This is a genomic window from Streptomyces durocortorensis (assembly GCF_016901035.1).
GTDB classification, from domain to species: domain Bacteria; phylum Actinomycetota; class Actinomycetes; order Streptomycetales; family Streptomycetaceae; genus Streptomyces; species Streptomyces durocortorensis.
Genome location: NZ_JAFEUF010000147.1, coordinates 1 through 18,336, shown reverse-complemented (window position 1 = coordinate 18,336; position 18,336 = coordinate 1). Strand labels below are relative to the sequence as shown.

The 18,336-nt window shown below is 71.9% G+C and carries 13 protein-coding genes; 5 read left to right on the top strand and 8 right to left on the bottom strand.

Annotated elements, in window-relative coordinates:
- Positions 1–158 precede the first annotated feature (158 nt).
- Positions 159–2,069, bottom strand: a complete 1,911-nt coding sequence (locus JS521_RS23985; protein WP_205085017.1) for an AfsR/SARP family transcriptional regulator — start codon at positions 2,067–2,069, stop codon at positions 159–161.
- 236 nt (positions 2,070–2,305) lie between these two features.
- Here JS521_RS23985 and JS521_RS23980 point away from each other — a divergent pair, with 236 nt between their 5' ends.
- Complete coding sequence (locus JS521_RS23980) at positions 2,306–2,485, top strand: hypothetical protein (protein ID WP_205085016.1); 180 nt, start codon at positions 2,306–2,308, stop codon at positions 2,483–2,485.
- Between the two features lie 12 nt (positions 2,486–2,497).
- Here the strand turns inward: JS521_RS23980 and JS521_RS23975 are convergent, their stop codons facing one another.
- The 4 genes from JS521_RS23975 to JS521_RS23960 all read right to left on the bottom strand — a co-directional run bounded on the left by JS521_RS23975 (position 2,498) and on the right by JS521_RS23960 (position 8,478).
- The gene (locus JS521_RS23975; RefSeq protein ID WP_205085015.1) at positions 2,498–5,485 is read right to left on the bottom strand and encodes an AfsR/SARP family transcriptional regulator; all 2,988 of its coding nucleotides are present in this window, start codon (positions 5,483–5,485) and stop codon (positions 2,498–2,500) included.
- 133 nt (positions 5,486–5,618) lie between these two features.
- The gene (locus JS521_RS23970) at positions 5,619–5,843 is read right to left on the bottom strand and encodes an acyl-CoA carboxylase epsilon subunit (protein ID WP_205085014.1); all 225 of its coding nucleotides are present in this window, start codon (positions 5,841–5,843) and stop codon (positions 5,619–5,621) included.
- Between the two features lie 10 nt (positions 5,844–5,853).
- Positions 5,854–7,401 carry an acyl-CoA carboxylase subunit beta gene (locus tag JS521_RS23965; RefSeq protein ID WP_205085013.1) on the bottom strand — a complete coding sequence of 516 codons (1,548 nt, stop codon included), beginning with the start codon at positions 7,399–7,401 and terminating at the stop codon, positions 5,854–5,856.
- 15 nt (positions 7,402–7,416) lie between these two features.
- A complete protein-coding gene (locus tag JS521_RS23960) occupies positions 7,417–8,478 on the bottom strand; it encodes a polyprenyl synthetase family protein (RefSeq protein WP_307847942.1) in 1,062 nt (353 codons plus the stop codon).
- Positions 8,479–8,712: 234 nt separating this feature from the next.
- On the opposite strand from JS521_RS23960, the gene JS521_RS23955 reads away from it, so the two are divergent.
- The 4 genes from JS521_RS23955 to JS521_RS23940 all read left to right on the top strand — a co-directional run bounded on the left by JS521_RS23955 (position 8,713) and on the right by JS521_RS23940 (position 14,346).
- Positions 8,713–9,414: a hypothetical protein gene (locus JS521_RS23955; protein ID WP_205085012.1), complete on the top strand. Its 702-nt coding sequence runs from the start codon at positions 8,713–8,715 to the stop codon at positions 9,412–9,414.
- Positions 9,415–9,525: 111 nt separating this feature from the next.
- On the top strand, positions 9,526–11,700 hold the full coding sequence (locus tag JS521_RS23950) for an MMPL family transporter (RefSeq protein ID WP_205085011.1): 2,175 nt from the start codon (positions 9,526–9,528) through the stop codon (positions 11,698–11,700).
- A gap of 145 nt (positions 11,701–11,845) precedes the next feature.
- Positions 11,846–12,391: a hypothetical protein gene (locus tag JS521_RS23945; protein ID WP_205085010.1), complete on the top strand. Its 546-nt coding sequence runs from the start codon at positions 11,846–11,848 to the stop codon at positions 12,389–12,391.
- A complete protein-coding gene (locus tag JS521_RS23940) occupies positions 12,388–14,346 on the top strand; it encodes an ABC1 kinase family protein (RefSeq protein WP_205085009.1) in 1,959 nt (652 codons plus the stop codon). The genes JS521_RS23945 and JS521_RS23940 overlap by 4 nt, the downstream gene beginning before the upstream one ends.
- Positions 14,347–14,367: 21 nt before the next feature.
- Here the strand turns inward: JS521_RS23940 and JS521_RS23935 are convergent, their stop codons facing one another.
- From JS521_RS23935 to JS521_RS23925, 3 genes are all read right to left on the bottom strand, one after another.
- Positions 14,368–15,162 (bottom strand): ABC transporter permease, encoded by a 795-nt coding sequence (locus JS521_RS23935; RefSeq protein WP_205085008.1) that lies wholly within the window; start codon positions 15,160–15,162, stop codon positions 14,368–14,370.
- Positions 15,159–16,187: an ATP-binding cassette domain-containing protein gene (locus JS521_RS23930; RefSeq protein ID WP_205085007.1), complete on the bottom strand. Its 1,029-nt coding sequence runs from the start codon at positions 16,185–16,187 to the stop codon at positions 15,159–15,161. Before JS521_RS23930 ends, JS521_RS23935 begins: the two co-directional genes overlap by 4 nt.
- A gap of 49 nt (positions 16,188–16,236) precedes the next feature.
- A partial coding sequence (locus JS521_RS23925; protein ID WP_205085006.1) for an amino acid adenylation domain-containing protein occupies positions 16,237–18,336 on the bottom strand: 2,100 nt, incomplete at its 5' end.

The following is an 18,336-nucleotide window of genomic DNA, read 5'->3' as shown; positions in this document are numbered from 1 at the left end:
GCCCCCCGCGCTCCCCCCGCTCGTCCGGGCGGGCGCGGGCGCCGCCGCCGGCCCCCCCCCCCCCCCGGGGCCGGGGCGCACGGAGCGGGGTGCGGGGGTCCGGGGCGCTCGGAGTGGGATGCGCGGGGCCGGGGCGCACGGAGTGGGATGCGCGGGTTTCAGCAGGGGGCCGGGGCGTGTTGAGGCTGGAGGAAGAGCTGGACGAGCGGTGGGAAGCGGTAGCACAGCCCGTTCGCGCCGTCGGTGCTCCAGGCGTCCAGCAGTCGGGCGTCCACCAGTCGTTCGAGGAGCTCCTCCGCCTCGTCCGCCGCCGTGCCGAGCAACGCGGCGGCGTCCCCCGCGGTCAGCCGGGTCAGTCCGGTGGCCGCCAGGATGCCCGCGGCCGTCCGGTCGGCCGGGTCCAGCTGGTCCGCGACGTTCCGCAGCCCGGACCGCAGGTCGAGGCTGCCGAGACGTAGTTCCGCCAGCCTCCGGCCGGGCCGGGCCAGCCGGTCGGCGAGCATCCCGGCCGTCCAGTGCGGGTGTGCGGCCAGCCGGGCCGCGGCGATGCGCAGTGCGAGGGGCAGCCGGTCGCAGGACTCCGCTATGCGGGCGGCGGCCTCGGGCGACGCGGTGAGCCGTTCGGGCCCTGCGACGGCGGCGAGGAGCTGTCCCGCCTCGGCGGGTTCCAGAGCGCCCAGGCGCACCATGTGCAGGCCTTCGAGGGAAGCGAGGTGGGATCGGACTCCGGTGATGAGCGTGCGGCTCGGTCCTTCGCCCGGCAGCAGGGGGCGTACCTGCGCGTCGTCGAAGGCATGGTCGAGGACGACGAGCAGGCGGCGGGTGGACAGCAGGGTGCGGTAGAGCTGGATCCGCTCGTCGAGGCCCCCCGGGGTGCGCTCAGGCGGGACACCGAGGGCGGACAGGAACCAGCCGAGGACTTCCCGGGGAGCCCGGGGGCCGCCGTCCGCGGTGCGCAGGTCCGCGTAGAGCCGTCCCTGCGGGAAGTCCTCGCGGCACTGTTCGGCCGCCCGCAGGGCCAGGGCGGACTTTCCGGTGCCGGTGGCGCCGGTGATCACCGCGCCTCGGCGGCCGCGCAGTGCGGTGAGGAGTTCCCGGGTCTCGGCGGCCCTTCCGACGAAGTCGGCGGGGGCGGCGGGCAGCGTGGCGGGGACCGGAGAGTGCCGGTCGGTGAGGGCAGTCGCCTCGGTGGCCGGGGTGAGCGTGGGCGGGGAGACCGCCGGGACCGGGGAAGCCGGCGCCGGGGAAGCCGGGAAGGCTTCCGGCTGCGCCGCTCGTGCTGCGACGGCCGGGGTGTGCGAAACCGTGGCCGTGTCCCGTTCGGGGGCCTCGGGCGGGGCGAGTGCTCCCGTCAGGATCTCCTGGCGCAGGGTACGCAGGACGGGCCCCGGGTCGATGCCGAGTTCACCGGCGAGGGCCTCGCTCCCCCGGTCGTAGACCGCGAGGGCGTCGGCCTGGCGGCCGCTGCGGAACAGGGCCGTCATCAGCTGGCCCCGGAGCCGTTCGCGGATCGGCTGGAGCGCCACTTGGTGGGTGAGCGCGGGGATCAGCTCGGTGTGCCGGCCGAGGGCGAGCGCCGCCTCCGCGTGGTCCTCCAGGGCGGCGAGCCGGGCTTCCTCCAGCTGCGAGGCCTCCGACTCCCTCAGCTGTTCCGTGACGCCGGTCAGGGCCGGCCCGTGCCACAGCCCGAGGGCCTGGTCGAGACGGCGCTCGGCGTCCTGGTAGCGGCGGGCCAGCAGATCGGCGCGGCCCATCGCGGCGAGCGTGCGGAAGGCGGTCCGGTCGAAGGACGCGTCACCGATGTCCATCCGGTAGCCGGTGCCGTGGCGTTCCAGGCGGAGGCCGGAGCCCAGGCGGGTGCGCAGCCGGGAGACGTAGGTGTAGAGCTGCCGGGTGCTGGTGGCGGGCGGCTGCCAGCCCCACAGGAGGACGGTGAGCCGTTCGTCGGACAGGACCGTGCCCTCGGCGAGGAGCAGGGCCGCGAGGGCGGTGCGCTGCTTGCTGCCGTCGAGTGGGACCGGGCGGCCGTCGAGTTCGGCCCCCACGGCTCCGAGGATCCTGAGGTCCATGAGAGGCCTCCCCCGCTGTCCGCGGGCCCGTTCCGAATCGCGGGCCGACTGCCGAGGAACCTACTGAGCTCGCGTTTTTCGCCGGCATCGCGTCGATTTCGCTCTGCCGAAAGCGTTCCGAAAGAGCAGTAAAAAGCCTCCTCCGTAGCGTTACTGGACATCGGCGGGGCAAAAGCGCGATGCCGACCCGGAAACGTACCCGGTCCGGCATCGGACCTCGTCCAAGGAGGAACACCATGAGGACCTTCATCTCCCCGGCGTCCGTCAAGGGGACGGTGGGCCGTCTGACGGCCGGTGCGGCTCTCCTGCTGGCGGTGGGCGGCGCGGTGTACGGCGGCGGCGCGGGTTCGGCCGTGGCGGGCGACGACCCGTGGACGAGCGCCCCGGTCACGGTGCTGGACGATCCGTGGACGTGACGCCGGGCGGCCTCAGGGCCGTACGAGCTCGAACAGCTTCTCCTCGTCGGGGCGTTCACGGTCCCCGAGTTCCTCCAGCAGTCGGGTGCAGCGATCCTGCCAGCCCGGCGCCCCCACCTCGGTGAACACGTCCTGTGCCGTCTTGAAGCTGCCCGCCGCGCCGGCCCGGTCCGCGCGCAGCGCCCGTACGCAGCCGATGACGATCGCCGTCCGCGCCTCCAGGTAGCGGTCGGGCACCTTGACCGCGGTCTCCAGCGCGTCCCGGAGGACCACTTCCGCCTCCTCGGTCCGCCCCCGGCGCCACAGCGCCTCGCCCAGCGTCCGCAGCGCGTGGGCTTCGCCCCGGCGGTCACCGCTGTCCCGTACCAGTTCGAGCGCGCGCCGGGAGGCCTCTTCCGCGCGCTCCCCGTCCCCTTGGTGCAGGAGCGCCTCGGCGAGGCGGACGGTGCTCTGCGCCTCTCCTCTCGCGGTGCCCAGTCCACGGCTCCGGGCCACCGCTTCCGAGGACAGCACGAGGCTCGCCTGCGGGTCGCCCCGCTCCAGTTCGATCTGCGCCAGGAGTCCCAGCACATGGGCCTCGGCGTAGTGGTCGCCGACCGTGCGGAAGATCTCCAGCGATCGGCGTGCCATCTGCCTGGCACGATCCATGTCTCCGCGATGGCGTTCGCACAGCGCCAGGTTCCGGAGCACGAGGGCACGTCCCTGAGCCTGGCCCTGCGCCTCGAACAGCCGCAGGGCCAGGCTGAGCCGTTCGTGCGCGGCGTCGTAGGACCACTGGACGATCTCCAGGGTGCCGATCGTGTGCAGCATCGCCGCCTCGCCGAGGGTGTCGCCGGTCCGGACGGCCGCTTCGAGGGCGCGTTCGCCGCAGTGCCGCCAGTCCTCCAGGTAGTTGCGGTTCTGGAACAGGGTGACGCTGGTGATCGCGAGGTCCCAGGCGTAGGCGGACTCGTCGTGCTTGGCCGCCAGGCCGACCAGTCCGGTGATCGAGGAGCGTTCGCTCTCGAACCACTCCATGGGGTTCTCCAGCAGGCTGTCGACCAGGTGGCCGGGGAGCGGATGCAGCGGGGCGGGGCCGTGGACGACGGTGTAGTCGCCGCCGTAGACCCGGCGGTGGGCTTCTCCGGCGAGTCCGAGCCAGGCGCCGCAGGCCCGCCGGACCGCGGCCCGTCGTTCCTCCTCGGGGTCCTCGGCCTCGGCGCACTCGCCCGCGAAGAGCCGCAGCAGGTCCTGGAACCGGTAGCGGACGTGGCCGGTGGCGGCGCTGAGCGGCTCCAGGAGCTGGGCGTCGACGAGCTGTTCGATCAGGTCCTCGGCGTCCACCGGGTCGATGCCGAGGAGGGCCGCGCCCGCCCAGGCGGCGAAGTCGGGCACGTTCAGGGCGCCGAGCAGCCGGAACATCCGGGCCGTCTCCGGGGGGAGTCCGCGGTAGCTGAGCCGGAGGCCGGCACGTACCCCCCTTTCGTCCAGGCTGAGTTCGTCGAGTCTGCGGTGCTGGTCCTCCAGTCGGGCCACCAGGGTCCGCACCGACCAGTGCGGTTTGGCGGCCAGTCGGGCGGCGGCGATACGCAGGGCGAGGGGAAGGCGGTCGCAGAGGGCGCTGAGCCGGGCGGCACCGACCGGGTCGCCGCCGAAGCGGTCGTCGCCCGCGACCCGGGAGAGGAGGGCGATGGACTCGTCCTGTTCGAGCGCGCCGAGGTGGAGAGGGACGAAGAAGTAGTCGCCGGCGAGCGCGCCGCCCATGCTGTCGCGGCTGGTCACGAGGACGCAGGAGCGCCCGTTGCCGGGCAGCAGCGGGCGTATCTGCTGGAAGGAGCGCGCGTTGTCGAGGACGATGAGCACCCGGAGTCCGTCGAGGACGCTGCGGAACAGAGCGGTGCGTTCGGCCTGTTCGGCGGGTATCTGCGCGCCGGGCACACCGAGGGCGCGCAGGAAGCGGTCGAGTACGGCACCGGGTCTGCGGGGCGCCTCCTCGGCGTCGTAGCCGCGCAGGTCGGCGAAGAGCTGGCCGTCGGGGAAGCGGGCCGAGACCTGGTGGGCCCAGTGCACGGCGAAGGCGGTCTTGCCCACGCCGCCGGTGCCGGTGATGGAGCCGACCGGCAGGGCGCTGCCCTCCAGGTGGTCCAGCAGCCGGTCGAGCGAGGCCAGTTCACGCCGTCGCCCGGTGAACGATGCTGCGCTGGGCGGCAGATGGGCCGGGACGGTGGTCTGGGAGGTCAGTTCGGCGGGTTCGACGGGCAGGCCGAGGCGCGGGGAGTCGGCCAGGATCTCCTCGTGCAGGTCGCGGAGTTCGGGGCCGGGATCGATGCCGAGTTCCTCGACGAGGATGCGCTGTCCGTCGCGGTAGGTCTCCAGAGCCTCGGCGCGGCGGCCGGAGCGGTACTGGGCGAGCATGAGGTGGGCCTTGGCCTGTTCCCGGAGCGGGTGCTCCCGGACGAAGGCGACGAGTTCGCCCATCATCTCCCGGTGCTGGCCGAGCCGCAGACGCAGGCCCGCGTACTCCTCGTAGACGTCCAGGCGCATGTCGGTGAGCCGGGCGGCCTCGGCCTCGACGCGTTCGGCCGAGACACCTTCGAGCGCGGGGCCGCGCCACATGGCGAGTGCCTCCTCCAGGAGGGCGCACGCCTCATCCGTGCGGCCTCGGCGGGCCGCCTCCCGGCCGCGGGCCGCGTGTTCCTCGAACTCCGCGGCGTCGATGCGGTGTTCGCCGGCGTAGAGCATGTATCCGGGGTGGCTGGTGACGAGGATGTCCTCGACGCCGACGGCGTTCTTGATGGTCTTGCGCAGCGCGGAGACGCAGATGGCGATCTGGTTGCGGGCGGTGGCGGGCGGGTTGCCGCGCCATACGGCGTCGGCGAGGGCGTCCACGGACACGACCCGGTTGGGTGCGAGCAGCAGCATCGACATGATGGTGCGCTGACGGGCGCCCTGGAGGGCCACCGGCCGGCCTTCGACGGTGACCTCCAACGGCCCCAGGATCCGGAAAACCACCTGAAGCACGAGCTGCCTCCTGATCGCGGCCGCAGCCGTGCCGTACGGCAGGTTCCGCCGTCTGGGACTGAGTAAGCAGGGCTTTCCCGGGCCCTGCAACGAGGGCGTCAGCAAGCTGCCATTCGGGGTCCGGGCGTGCCGCCTACCGCCGGGCCATCCAGGAGACCGGGGGGAAGCCCTCCGGGCGTCCCCAGCCGGCCGCGTCCCCGGACCGGCCGGCGTCCGCGTCGGCGGCGGGCGGGGCGGCGGAGGCGGACAGTGCGGTGAGGAGGGCCGCGACGGCGGCGAGTTCCTCGGGGCTGGGGCAGCCTCTGATCACCTTGAAGAGCGTGGAGCTCAGGGGGCCTTGGAGTGCCGGTGCGGACATCGGTTTCTCCTCACTGGGGCGGGTTGCCGTGTTTGCGGGAGGGCAGGACGGCGTGTTTGGCGCGCAGCATGGCGAGTGCGCCGATGAGTGCCGTCCGGGTGTCGGCGGGGTCGATGACGTCGTCGACGAGCCCGCGCTCGGCGGCGTAGTAGGGGTGCATGAGTTCGGCCTTGTACTCCTTGACCAGCTGTTCCCGCAGGGCGTCGGGGTCCTCGGCGGCCGCGATCCGGCGGCGGAAGACCACGTTGGCGGCTCCTTCGGCGCCCATCACGGCGATCTCGTTGGCGGGCCAGGCGAAGGACAGGTCGGCGCCGATGGAGCGGGAGTCCATGACGATGTAGGCACCGCCGTACGCCTTGCGCAGGATCACCTGCACGCGGGGGACCGTGGCGTTGCAGTAGGCGTAGAGCAGTTTGGCGCCGTGGCGGATGATGCCGCCGTGCTCCTGGTCGACGCCGGGCAGGAAGCCGGGTACGTCGACGAGGGTGACGAGCGGGATGTTGAAGGCGTCGCACAGCTGCACGAAGCGGGCGGCCTTCTCGGACGCGTGGATGTCGAGCACTCCGGCCAGCACCCGGGGCTGGCTGGCGACGATGCCGACGACGTCGCCGTCGAGCCGGGCGAGGGCGGTGACGATGCTTCCTGCCCAGCGTTCGTGGACCTCCATGTAGTCGCCGTCGTCGACGAGTTCCTCGATCACCTCGGACACGTCGTAGGGGCGGCTGCCGTCGAGGGGCACGAGGTCGAGCAGAGCGTCGCAGCGCCGGTCGGCCGGGTCGGCGGAGGCGGTGCGGGGCGGCTTCTCCCGGTTGTTGGCGGGCAGCATCGACAGCAGGTAGCGGACCTCGGCGATGCAGGTCTCCTCGTCGTCGTACGCGAAGTGCGCGACGCCGGAGGTCTCGGCGTGCACGTCCGCGCCGCCGAGGCCGTTCTGCGTGATCTCCTCGCCGGTGACCGCCTTCACGACGTCCGGTCCGGTGATGAACATCTGCGAGGTCTCACGGACCATGAACACGAAGTCGGTCAGCGCCGGACTGTAGGCCGCGCCGCCCGCGCACGGGCCGAGCATCACACTGATCTGCGGGATCACCCCGGAAGCACGCGTGTTGCGCTGGAAGATGCCGCCGTAACCGGCGAGCGCCGAGACGCCCTCCTGGATACGGGCCCCGGCCCCGTCGTTCAGCGACACCAGCGGCGCACCGGCCGAGATGGCCATGTCCATGATCTTGTGGATCTTCGTGGCATGGGCCTCGCCCAGCGCCCCGCCGAAGATCCGGAAGTCGTGCGCGTACACGAAGACCGTCCGGCCCTCGACCGTCCCCCACCCGGTGATCACACCGTCGGTGTACGGCTTCTTCGCCTCCAGGCCGAACCCGGTGGCCCGGTGCCGGCGCAGCTGCTCGACCTCCCGAAACGAACCCGCGTCCAGGAGCAGCTCGATCCGCTCCCGGGCGGTCAGCTTCCCCTTGGCGTGCTGCGCCTCGGTCGCCTTCGGTGCGGCTTCGACGGCCTCGCCCCGTATCCGGGCGAGTTCACCGACTCGCTCATCCATCGTCATGGCCGACTCCTTCGACTAACCGGACAGGCCCTGGGACCGGAGGGCTACGACATCGCAGAGCTCACCGAGCGCGCGGCGGGCGGGCAGGTCCGGCAGGACGCCCAGGGCGGTACGGGCGAGCTCCAGCCGTTCGTGCATCAGGGCGCGTGCCCGGGCGGTCGCGGGTGAGCGGCCGAAGAGCTCCAGCGCCCGGCGGTGACCCGCGGGTCCGGCGGCCGGTCCGGCTTCGATCAGCGCGCGCAGCTCCCGGTCCCCGTCGTCCTCCCCCGCCCCGGCGAGCAGCACGGGAAGGCTCGGAACCCCGGCGAGGAGGTCCTTGCCCTGTTCCTTGCCGGTGATCTCCGCGGGGGCGTTGAGGTCCAGCAGGTCGTCGGCCATCTGGAACGCGATGCCGAGTTGCTCGCCGTACTCGGTGAGCGCTTCCGCGTACGGGGCGGGGGCACCGGCCTGGAAGGCGCCGATGCCGAGGGACATGGCCAGCAGCGCGGCCGTCTTGCCCGCGGCGACCTGGAAGTAGTGGGCGACGGGGTCCTCGCCCGGTGCGGGCCCGGCCAGTTCGCGCAGCTGCCCGGCGACCAGCCGTCCGGCGGTGTGGGCGTTGAGGCGTACGGCTTCGGCACCGAGGACGGCGGCGAGCTGGGCGGCGCGGGCGAGCAGCCAGTCCCCGCCGAGCACGGCGACGCGCTCGCCCCAGCGGGCGTGGACGCTCGGCACGCCGTGCCGGGTGTCGGCGCCGTCCATCACGTCGTCGTGGTGGAGGGAGGCGAGGTGGACGAGTTCGGCGACGACGGCCGCCTGGGCGACCCCGTCCCGCCAGGGCTCGCCGAACTCGGCGCCGAGGAGGACCAGCAGGGGCCGCAGCCGTTTGCCGCCGGCCGCCACGAGGTGTCCGGTGACCTCCGCGATCCGCGGGTCGGGGGCGCCGGCCGCACAGCTCTGGAGCCGCTTCTCCGCATCGGCCAGCGCCTCGGCGATCCGGGCCTGGAAGCCGGGTTCGCCGGGGACGAGCCGGCCGATGAGGCCGTCGGGGCGGCTCAGCAGGGACAGAGCGCCTTCGTACCGGTCATGGGCGTCCACGGGCATCCTCCGTCGCACGGCGGAACGTCTGTCCGCATATCGGCCACCACTCTCGGTCGCGGCCTCTCCCCGGGGCAACGGAGCTGACATGAAGGTGCCAGAACGGCACGGACCGGCCGGGACACGGGATTTGTCAGCTTCGTGCCAACCTTTTTCCTCACAGCTCCGAACAGGTCCGGACCTCGTCGCCCGCGCATACGCTCCCTGGCGGAATCCCGAGGAAAGGCAAGAAAATTGCGCCCCCGCATCGTGCTCGCCGCGCTCACGGCCGGTCTGTTCTCCCTGACCGCGCTCCCCGCCGCCGCCTCCACCGCTGCCGTACCCGACCGGGCGGGCGCGACGCCCGCGCCGGGTTCCGGTGAGAGCCGGGAGTGCACGGACGTGAAGCTGTCCGGAGCCCTGCCCCTGCCGCCCGAGGGCATGGCGATACGGCAGCAGGTGACCCTGGGCCCCGACTGCACCCCGGTGCTGGGCGAGGCCCGCCTGGTGCCGAAGTCCGGCGCCCCGGCCGCCACCGACTCCTCGCGTACCGCCGCGGACACCCGCCAGGTCCGCAGCTGGTCGGAGATGTACGACTGCTGCAACATCCGGATGACCGGTCTCTACACGACGTCCGACTGGTCCTTCGACGGCACCGCGGTCACCTCCTCGGCCACCGACGCGACCCAGGAGTGGAACCGCGAACCGTGGAACGCGGGCTGGTCGCTGAAGTCCTCCGGCAAGAGCGCCGACTGCATCGCCGGCTGCCCGGCCTCCGTCAACGAGGCCCGGGCGGAGTTCTCGTACCAGGGGGTCTTCGACCCGACCGGCGCCTGGTACGCGAACACGCACTCCACCACCGTGACGCTCAAGGCGGACGGCACCGCGTCCTGCGACTTCGACGTCGAGCTGAAGCACAGCTTCGTCGGCTGGAACTGGCAGCGCGGCTGCGAGTGAGCGGATCGGCGCGGGGCGGCATGTTGATGTCACATACCGCTGCTCCCCCGGCCTGACCGGACTGTCGGGCTCCACACTTCAGACGTCCTGGAAGTCCCTCGAAGGAGCACCATGTTCGGAAGGATCGGGCGGTCCGCCGTCAGACACCCCTGGTTGACCATCCTCGCGTGGCTGGTCGCCGCGGTCGCGGCGGCCTCGCTCGCGCCCCCGCTCAAGTCCGTCAGCGACCAGGCCGAGTTCCTGCCGTCCCACTACGAGTCGGTGCGGGCGGCCGAGGTGCAGGAGCGGGCCTTCCCGCAGCAGGAACAGCCCGCGTCCATAGCGGTGTTCCAGCGCACCGACAAGGCCGCGCTCACCGACGCCGACAAGGCCGACGTGACGCGGATCGCCGCGGCGCTGGACGAGGCCGGGCTGAAGAAGATCAAGAAGGTGGCGACGACCCCGGAGGCGGTGTCCCCGAAGGGCGAGATCGCCCTGGCGAACATCAACGCCACCACGAAGAACGCCTACGATCCCGAGCTGATCGAGTCGGTGAAGGAGCTGCGCGAGGAGGCCCGGCCGCTGCTGAAAGGCACCTCCCTGCAGATGGGGGTGACCGGCGCGACGGCGACGGCCCTCGACTCCCAGGAGTCGGCGGGCGACACCGACGCCATGATCATGATGGCCACCCTGGTCCTGATCATCCTGCTGCTCGCGGTGATCTTCCGCAGTCCGCTGATCGCGATCCTGCCGGTGCTCATCATCGGTCTGGTCTTCGGGGTCGCGGTCGGGCTGATCTCGGCCACCGCCGAACTGGGCGGCTTCCAGGCAGACGCCTCGATCACCTCGATCCTGGTGGTGGTGCTGTTCGGCGTCGGAACGGACTACATCCTCTTCCTGCTCTTCCGCTACCGGGAGTCCCTGCGTGCGGGCCGGGCGCCGAAGGAGGCCATGACCGAGGCCGTGGCGCGGGTCGGCGAGACCATCGCCTCGGCGGCCGGGGCGGTCATCACCGCCTTCCTGGCGCTGCTGCTGTCCAGCCTCGGCATGCTGCGGGCCATGGGCCCCGCGCTGGCCATCTCGGTGGCGGTCACCCTCGTCGCCGCGCTGACGCTCGTACCGGCGGTCTTCTCCCTGCTCGGGACCAAGGCGTTCTGGCCGTCGAAGGCCTGGCGCAAGCAGCCCGACCACGGTTTCGCCCACCGGGTCGGCACGCTCATCGCGCGTCGGCCCGCCCGGGTGGCCGCCGCCTCCGGGGGGCTGCTCGCGGTGCTCGCCGTGGGCGTCCTCAACTTCACCCCCCAGTTCGACAGCACCGGTTCGCTCCCCGACGACCTGGAGTCGGTGCAGGCCGCGGAGGACGTGCAGCGCGGGTTCGCGGCCGGACAGACCGATCCCACGTGGGTGCTGGTCGAGGCCGACGACGGCAAGCGGCTCGACCCGGCGCAGATCACGGCGTACGAGGAGAAGCTGCGCGCGACCGGTCTCGGCCAGGTCACCCCGGCCGCCGTCGGCCCGCAGGGCGACACCGCGCAGTTCGGGGTGGTGCTGAAGCAGAAGCCCGCCAGTGACGAGGCCGTCGAGCTGGTCGCCGGTCCGCTGCGGGACGCCGCGCACGAGGCGGCCCCGGAGGGCACCCGGGCGGTCGTCGGCGGCACCACGGCGGTGCTCGCCGACATCCAGGACGCCACCTCGCGCGACTACTCCATCGTCTTCCCCGTCGCGGGCCTCGCCATCATGGTCATCCTGGGCCTGCTGCTGCGCAGCGTCGTCGCGCCCTGGTACCTGATGCTCTCGGTCGGCCTCGGCTTCGCCGCCACCCTCGGTTCCACGGTGTGGCTGTTCCAGAGCATCCTGGGCGAGCAGGGGCTGCTCTTCACCCTGCCGGTGGTCGTGTACCTCTTCGTCGTCGCGATCGGCACCGACTACAACATCCTCATCGTGGCCCGGATCCGTGAGGAGATCCGGGGCGGCAGCAGTCCGGCGGAGGCCGTGCGCCGGGCGACCACCCAGTCCGCCTCCACGATCGCCGCGGCCGCCGTCATTCTGGCCGGCACCTTCGGCGTGCTGCTGCTCGCCGAGAACTCGATGCTCCAGCAGATGGGCTTCGCGGTCGGCTTCGGCATTCTGCTGACCGCCTTCGTGATGGCCCTGCTGCTGGTCCCCGCGGTGACCACGCTCCTCGGCGACCGGGCCGGGTGGCCCGGCGGCCGGCGCGAGGACCCGCCGAGGCCCGGGGACGCGGCCGGGGAAGAGGACCGGCGCGTTCCCGTGACCACCCCTTCCGGTGGTGACCACAGCGCCTGACCCGTCGTCGGCTCCACCCGGACCCGACGGCACGACCGAACGACCGGATCGCGTCCGGCACATCCCGCACCCCGTAACCGGGCGCGGGGTGTGCCGGATTTCGGCCGGTTGCACCGCCTACGAGATGATGGGCAGTCTTACGCTCATGACCACACAGACCAGCAGCGCCGACGGCCAGTCGCCGACCTGCACCACTCCCCCGCCACCCCGTTGGGCGCGCTGGGCGGCCCACGCCGTCCCTCTGGTCGTCCTGCCCTCGTCGCTCTGGCGCCTCGCGATGGCGGCGGGCATCCCGGTCGGCTACAGCGACGAAGTCCTGCGCACCGACTACGACATCCCCGGCATCGGCTATCTGATCCTCCCGCTGATCAGCCTCGCACAGGAGGCCGCGGCGCTGCTCACCCTCGGGCTGGTCAGCAACTGGGGCCTGGTCGCCCCGCGTTGGCTCCCCTTCATCGGCGGCAGGCCCGTGCGGCCGATGGCCGCCGTCGTCCCCGCGGCCCTCGGCGCCCTTATCCTCACGCTGGTGACGTTCAGTCAGCTCATGATCTGGGACTCGGTCGACCAGGACACCCTGACCGGCGGGGCCCGGGCGGTCATGGGCTGGTGCTACGCGCCGCTCCTGCTGTGGGGCCCGCTCCTCGCCGCCGTCACCGTCTCCTACCACCTCCGGCGCCGGCGGGAGCGATGAACACAGCGGTCCTCGTCCTGCTCGCGGCGCTCTCCCTCACCGTCTTCCTCACCGGGCTCGCCTCCGGCGCCCGCAGGCTGCTCGGCATCAGGATCGGCAAGGGCCGTGCCGTGCTCACCGCCGGAGTCGGCCTGGTCGCGGCCACCCTGATCAGCAGGCCGCTGCGCGACGTGGAGCCGCTGGCCCTGATCAGCCTGGAGATCGGGGGTGCGCTCCTGGTGGCGATGGCCTTCCTGGCGGTCACCGAACTGGTGATGCCCAGCGGGACGCTCCCCGGCCTGGTACGGCTTCCCCGGGCCCTGCGGCGTCGCTTCGCCCGCACCCGCCGCTACAGCAGGCTCAGCCGGATATTCGTCCGCCACGGTCTCGGCCGCTTCTTCAGCGGCAAGTCGCGGCGCGGTCCGGGCGCGGCCGCCGAACGCGTCGCGCTCGCACCCTCGTTGCGCCAGGCCCTGGAGGAGGCGGGTGTCACCTTCGTCAAACTGGGCCAGGTGCTGTCGACCCGTTACGACCTGCTGCCGCCCGAGTTCATCGAGGAGCTGAGCAAGCTCCAGGACCAGGCAGCGCCCGAGCCCTGGGACGCGGTGGAGCAGGTGCTGACCGAGGAGCTCGGGGCCCCGCCCGGCAAGGTGTTCGCCACGTTCGACCGCGAACCGCTGGCCGCGGGTTCCATCGCCCAGGTGCACCGGGCCCGGCTGCACTCCGGCGAGCAGGTCGCGGTCAAGGTGCAGCGTTCCGCGGCCCGTTCCATCGTCGTCGACGACCTGGACATCCTCTACCGGTTCGCCACCAAGATCGAGCTGCACTCCGACTGGGGACGCAGCGTCGGTGCGGTGGCGCTGGCGCAGGGCTTCGCCGTCTCGCTCCAGGAGGAGCTGGACTTCCGGATCGAGGCGCGGAACACCCTGTCCGTGGCCGCCGCGATCAAGACGTCCCTCGTCGGCGAATCCGCCATCCTTGTGCCCGCGGTGCACGAGGAGCTGTGCAGCCGGCGGGTCCTGGTCAGCGAGTGGATGGACGGCACCCCTCTCAACAACGTGTCCGGCGCTCTCGACGAGCGCGGCCTCGACCGCCAGGCACTCGCCCGCGCCATGCTGGAGTGCCTGCTCGGCCAGATCATGACCAGCGGGGTGTTCCACGCCGACCCGCACCCCGGCAACCTGCTGCTGCTCCAGGACGGCCGCCTGGGCATGCTGGACTTCGGGTCGGTCGGCCGGATCGACCGGTCGCTGCGCTCCACGCTGAGCAATATGCTCCTGGCCCTGCACCGCGGCGATCCTCCGAGCCTCTGCGACAGCCTGCTGGAGCTGGTCGCACGGCCGGAGCAGATAGACGAGCGGGGTCTTGAGCGGGCCCTCGGCCAGTTCCTGGCCCGCCACTTCGCCCCGGGGATCAAGCCCGACCGGGAGATGTTCGCCGACCTCTTCGCCATCGTCTCGCGGCACGGCATCACCGTCCCGCCGGAGATCGCGGCCGTCTTCCGTGCGCTGGCCACCATGGAGGGGTCGCTGGACCGGCTCGTGCCGGGCTTCGACATCGTCTCCGAGGCCCGTTCGTTCGCGGTCAGCCGACATCTGCACAAGCTCAGGCCGGAGGCGCTGGGACGCACGCTGACCGAGGAACTGCTCGGCGTCATACCGATGCTGCGGCGGCTCCCCCGACGTATCGAACGCATCGGCAGTGCGGTGGAGAGCGGCCACATGGTCGTCGGAGTGCGCCTTTTCGGCGACCCCGAGGACCGTCGCTACATCCGTTCCCTGGTGCATGAGGTGTTGTTGGCGTTCCTCGGGGGCGTCATCGGACTGGTCGGTGTGCAGCTGCTGCGGACGGGCGGCGGGCCGCGGATCAGCGAGGGCCTCGGGCTCTTCGAGTTCTTCGGCTACAACCTGCTGGTGATCAGCTGTGTGCTGGTGATGCGGGTGCTGTTCCTGATGGTCGGCGGCCCCAGACGCTGACCGCCGGCCGCCGTCGCGGACTCAGCGCTGGGCGGCCGCCTTCTCGTACGCGCGTCCCGCGAGCGGCACCACGACCGCGAGCAGCACCACCAGCACGATCAGCGATGCGGCGACCGGGTGTTCGGCGGGCAGAGCACCCGAGGTGGCGCCCTGTTCGTTGCCGAAGAGCTGACGGCTGGCCGAGACCACCGCACTGACCGGGTTCCACTCGGCGATCGTGCGCAGCCAGCCGGGCAGGCCGTCCAGCGGCACGAACGCGTTGGAGAGGAAGGCGAGCGGCATCATGATGATGCCGGACAGGGCGCTCACCGTCTCGACGTTGCGCAGGGTCAGCCCGATCAGGGCGCCCAGCCACGACATCGCGAAGCCCATCAGCAGGAGCAGGCCGAAACCGCCCAGGGTCTGGAGTACGCCGTTGTGGGCGCGCCAGCCGATCAGATATCCGACCAGAGCCATCATGGCGCAGGTCCAGGTGACCAGCACGGCGTCGGCTCCGGTGCGGCCGATGAGCACCGACGAGCGGGCGATGGGCAGCGCGCGGAAGCGGTCCACCAGACCGTTGTTGAGGTCGTTGACCACACCGACGGCGGTGGTGGTGATGTTGGCGAGCATCACCTGGGCGAAGATGCCCGCCATGATGTATTCCTTGTAGCCGCCCTCGCCGGGCACCTGCATCGCACTGCCGAAGAGGTAGCCGAAGACCACGACGAACGCGATCGGCATGACCGTGATGCCGAGCAGTTGTTCCGGCATGCGCCGGATGTGCCGCATCTGGCGGCCCGCAAGGGCCAGGGAGTCGCTGATTGCCTCGGTCATGCCGGTTCCTTCTCCTTCGTCTGCGCGGACTTCCGCGGCCCGCTCTTCTGCTGCTCCGTGGGGTCGGTCTCGGGTTGCCCGTCCGACGCGCCCGTGTGCCCGGTCAGCGCGAGGAACACGTCGTCGAGCGAGGAACGCCGTACGGCGAAGTCCTCCGGCTCGATGCCCAGCTCGTCCAGACCCGCCGCCGCCGCGGAGAGCGCGGCGACCCCTCCCGTGAGCGGGACGGACACACTGCGGGTCTCCTCGTCGACGACCGGGTCGACCGGGGACACGGCGGCCAGGGCGCGGGCGGTCGCGGCCAGATCGGCGGGGTCGGCCACCGCCACCTCCAGGCGCTCTCCGCCGACCTTCCGCTTGAGCTCGTCCGGGGTGCCGTCGGCGATGACCGTGCCCTTGTCGATGACGGCCAGCCGGTCGGCGAGCTGGTCCGCCTCCTCCAGATACTGGGTGGTGAGCAGCACGGTGGTGCCGTTCCTCACCTGGTCGCGGATCGTGTCCCACAGGGCGAGCCGGCTCGTGAGGTCGAGCCCGGTCGTCGGCTCGTCGAGGAAGAGCACCGGCGGCCTGGCGACGAGGCTGGCGGCGAGGTCGAGCCGGCGGCGCATACCGCCGGAGTACGTCTTCGCCATCCGGTCGCCCGCGTCGGTCAGTCCGAACTGCTCCAGCAGCTCGGCCGCCCGCGCCTTGGCCGCCCGGCGTCCGAGATGCAGCAGGACCCCGATCAGCTCGATGTTCTCCCGGCCGGTGAGCCGCTCGTCCACGGCCGCGTACTGGCCGGTCAGGCCGATGTTGCGACGGACCTCCACCGGCTGCTTGGCGAGGTCGTACCCGGCCACGGTGGCGCGGCCCCCGTCCGGCTGGAGCAGAGTGGCCAGAATCCGTACGGTCGTGGTCTTGCCCGCACCGTTGGGCCCCAGGACCCCGAGGACCGTTCCGGCCGGGACCGTGAGGTCGATGCCCTTCAGGGCATGGTGGTCGCCGTAGCTCTTGCGGAGGCCTTCCGCTGTTATCGCCGTTTCCATGACGGCCAACTCCGTTTCGTTGCGGTGATGTCGTTGTCGCCCGGCCGTGTCAGCCGAGTTCGACGAGCCTCTGGTGAAGGACCCGGCCGATCTCGGCGGCGGGCTCCGGTTGCAGCAGGTTTCCGTGGTGCGCGTCGATCAGATGGGTTTGGACCGCGCCCGTCACGTGCGGGCGCCAGCAGTCGGCCGAGGAAGCCGCCTTGCCCGCCGGGTCGTCGGTGCCGACCGTGGACACGAACATCAGCAGGTCGCCGTCGAAGCTCCGCGGCCGGTAATCGGCGCTGAGCCGGTGGTTGTTGATGCCGACCTGCATGAAGGCGGTGATGTGGCGTTCCTCCAGGCTGCCGAGCGCGCTGTCCCTCCCCCGGATGGTCTCCATCACCCATGCGTGGTCGAGCGGCCCTTCCGGCAGGTCGGTGAGGTCGTGCCCGACGAAGTCGAGGAGGGTCTCCAGGACGTCCCGCTCGGTGGGGAGGGTGTAGTCCTCGTCCTCCCAGGACGCGTCGTACGGGGTCTGGTCGAGGTTGGCGAGCAGAGCGACCTTCTCCCCCGCCTCGACGAGGAGGGTGGCGACCTCGTGTGCCACCAGACCGCCGAAGGACCAGCCGACGAGGTGGTACGGCCCCGAGGGCTGGACCGCGCGGATCTGTGCCACGTAGTCCGCCGCCATCTCCGCCACCCCGGTCGCGATGACCTCCTCGCCGTCCAGCCCGCGGGCCTGGAGCCCGTAGATCGGGACGTCGGCAGGGATGGCCCGGAGCAGCGACGAGTAGGGCCAGGAGAGCCCGCCGGCACCGTGCAGGCAGAAGAGCGGGAGCCGGGTGCCTCCGGTGCGCAGCGGCAGCATCACTTCGAAGCCGTCACCGTCGGAGTCGGAGGCGAGTGCGTCCGTCAGGCGGGCGACCGTGGGTGTCTCGAAGATGCCGCGGTTGCTGAGCTTGACGCCGAGCACGCTGCGGATCCGGCTCACGAGCTGGATGGAGGTGATGCTGTCGCCGCCCAGCTCGAAGAAACTGTCATCGATGCCGACCCGCTCGACCCCCAGCACTTCGGCGAAGAGGCCGCAGAGGATCTCCTCCTGTACGGAGCGGGGTCCGCGGCCGCCGGAGGGCGCTTCGGCCTCGGGGGCGGGGAGGGCTTTCCGGTCGAGCTTGCCGTTGACCGTCAACGGCAGGGCGTCCAGGACGACGAAGGCCGAGGGCACCATGTAGTCCGGGAGGCGGCCGGCGATGTCCGCCCGGACCGCATCCACATGCACGCCCACATCGGTGGGAATGATGTAGGCGACCAGGCGCTTCACGCCCGGGCGGTCCTCCCGCACCACCACCGCGACCTGACCAACGTGCGGGTGTGCGCCGACAGCCGTCTCGACCTCGCCCAGCTCGATACGGAAGCCCCGCACCTTGACCTGGTCGTCCGCACGCCCCAGGAACTCCAGCTCACCTGCCGGCGTCCACCGCACCACATCACCCGTGCGGTACATCCGCCCGCCGGCAGCGCTGTACGGGTCCGCCACGAAGCGTTCAGCGGTCAGACCCGGACGCCCCAAATAGCCCCGCGCCAGACCTGCACCCGAGACGTAGAGCTCGCCTGCCACGCCTACCGGCACCGGCCTGAGCCCAGCGTCCAGGACCCGGACCCGGGTGTTCGGGACGGCGGTGCCGATCACCGGAACACCTGAACCCGCCGCGAGCGGACCGGAGGTCGTCGCCATGACCGTCGACTCCGTCGGGCCGTAAGCGTTGACGAGGCGGCGGCCGGGAGCCCACCGGTCCACCAGCTCCGCCGAGGCCGCGTCACCCCCGACCACCAACGACCGCAGGAACGGATACTCACCCGCCGGCACACTCGCCAGAGCCACCGGCGGAATCAACGCGTGCGAGACCTCCAGCGAGTCCAGGACCTCCGCCAGCACCTCACCCGCCAACGGACCCTCCGGACCCACCACCAGCGCAGCACCCGCAGCGAACACCATCACCAGCTCCAACACCGAAGCATCGAAACTCGGCGAAGCGAACTGCAGCACACGGCTGCGGCTGTCGACCGCGAACCGCTCGACCTCCGCCAACGCAAAACTCGCCAGCCCCGCGTGGGAGACCACCACACCCTTCGGCCGGCCCGTCGAACCCGACGTGTAAATCACATACGC

What these genes read in the sequence shown, in the direction of transcription:
- JS521_RS23985 (WP_205085017.1), bottom strand. Translation starts at nt 2,069, where the DNA reads ATGGACCTCAGGATCCTCGGAGCCGTGGGGGCCGAACTCGACGGCCGC.
- JS521_RS23980 (WP_205085016.1), top strand. Translation starts at nt 2,306, where the DNA reads ATGAGGACCTTCATCTCCCCGGCGTCCGTCAAGGGGACGGTGGGCCGT.
- JS521_RS23970 (WP_205085014.1), bottom strand. Translation starts at nt 5,843, where the DNA reads ATGTCCGCACCGGCACTCCAAGGCCCCCTGAGCTCCACGCTCTTCAAG.
- JS521_RS23965 (WP_205085013.1), bottom strand. Translation starts at nt 7,401, where the DNA reads ATGACGATGGATGAGCGAGTCGGTGAACTCGCCCGGATACGGGGCGAG.
- JS521_RS23950 (WP_205085011.1), top strand. Translation starts at nt 9,526, where the DNA reads ATGTTCGGAAGGATCGGGCGGTCCGCCGTCAGACACCCCTGGTTGACC.
- JS521_RS23945 (WP_205085010.1), top strand. Translation starts at nt 11,846, where the DNA reads ATGACCACACAGACCAGCAGCGCCGACGGCCAGTCGCCGACCTGCACC.
- JS521_RS23940 (WP_205085009.1), top strand. Translation starts at nt 12,388, where the DNA reads ATGAACACAGCGGTCCTCGTCCTGCTCGCGGCGCTCTCCCTCACCGTC.
- JS521_RS23935 (WP_205085008.1), bottom strand. Translation starts at nt 15,162, where the DNA reads ATGACCGAGGCAATCAGCGACTCCCTGGCCCTTGCGGGCCGCCAGATG.
- JS521_RS23930 (WP_205085007.1), bottom strand. Translation starts at nt 16,187, where the DNA reads ATGGAAACGGCGATAACAGCGGAAGGCCTCCGCAAGAGCTACGGCGAC.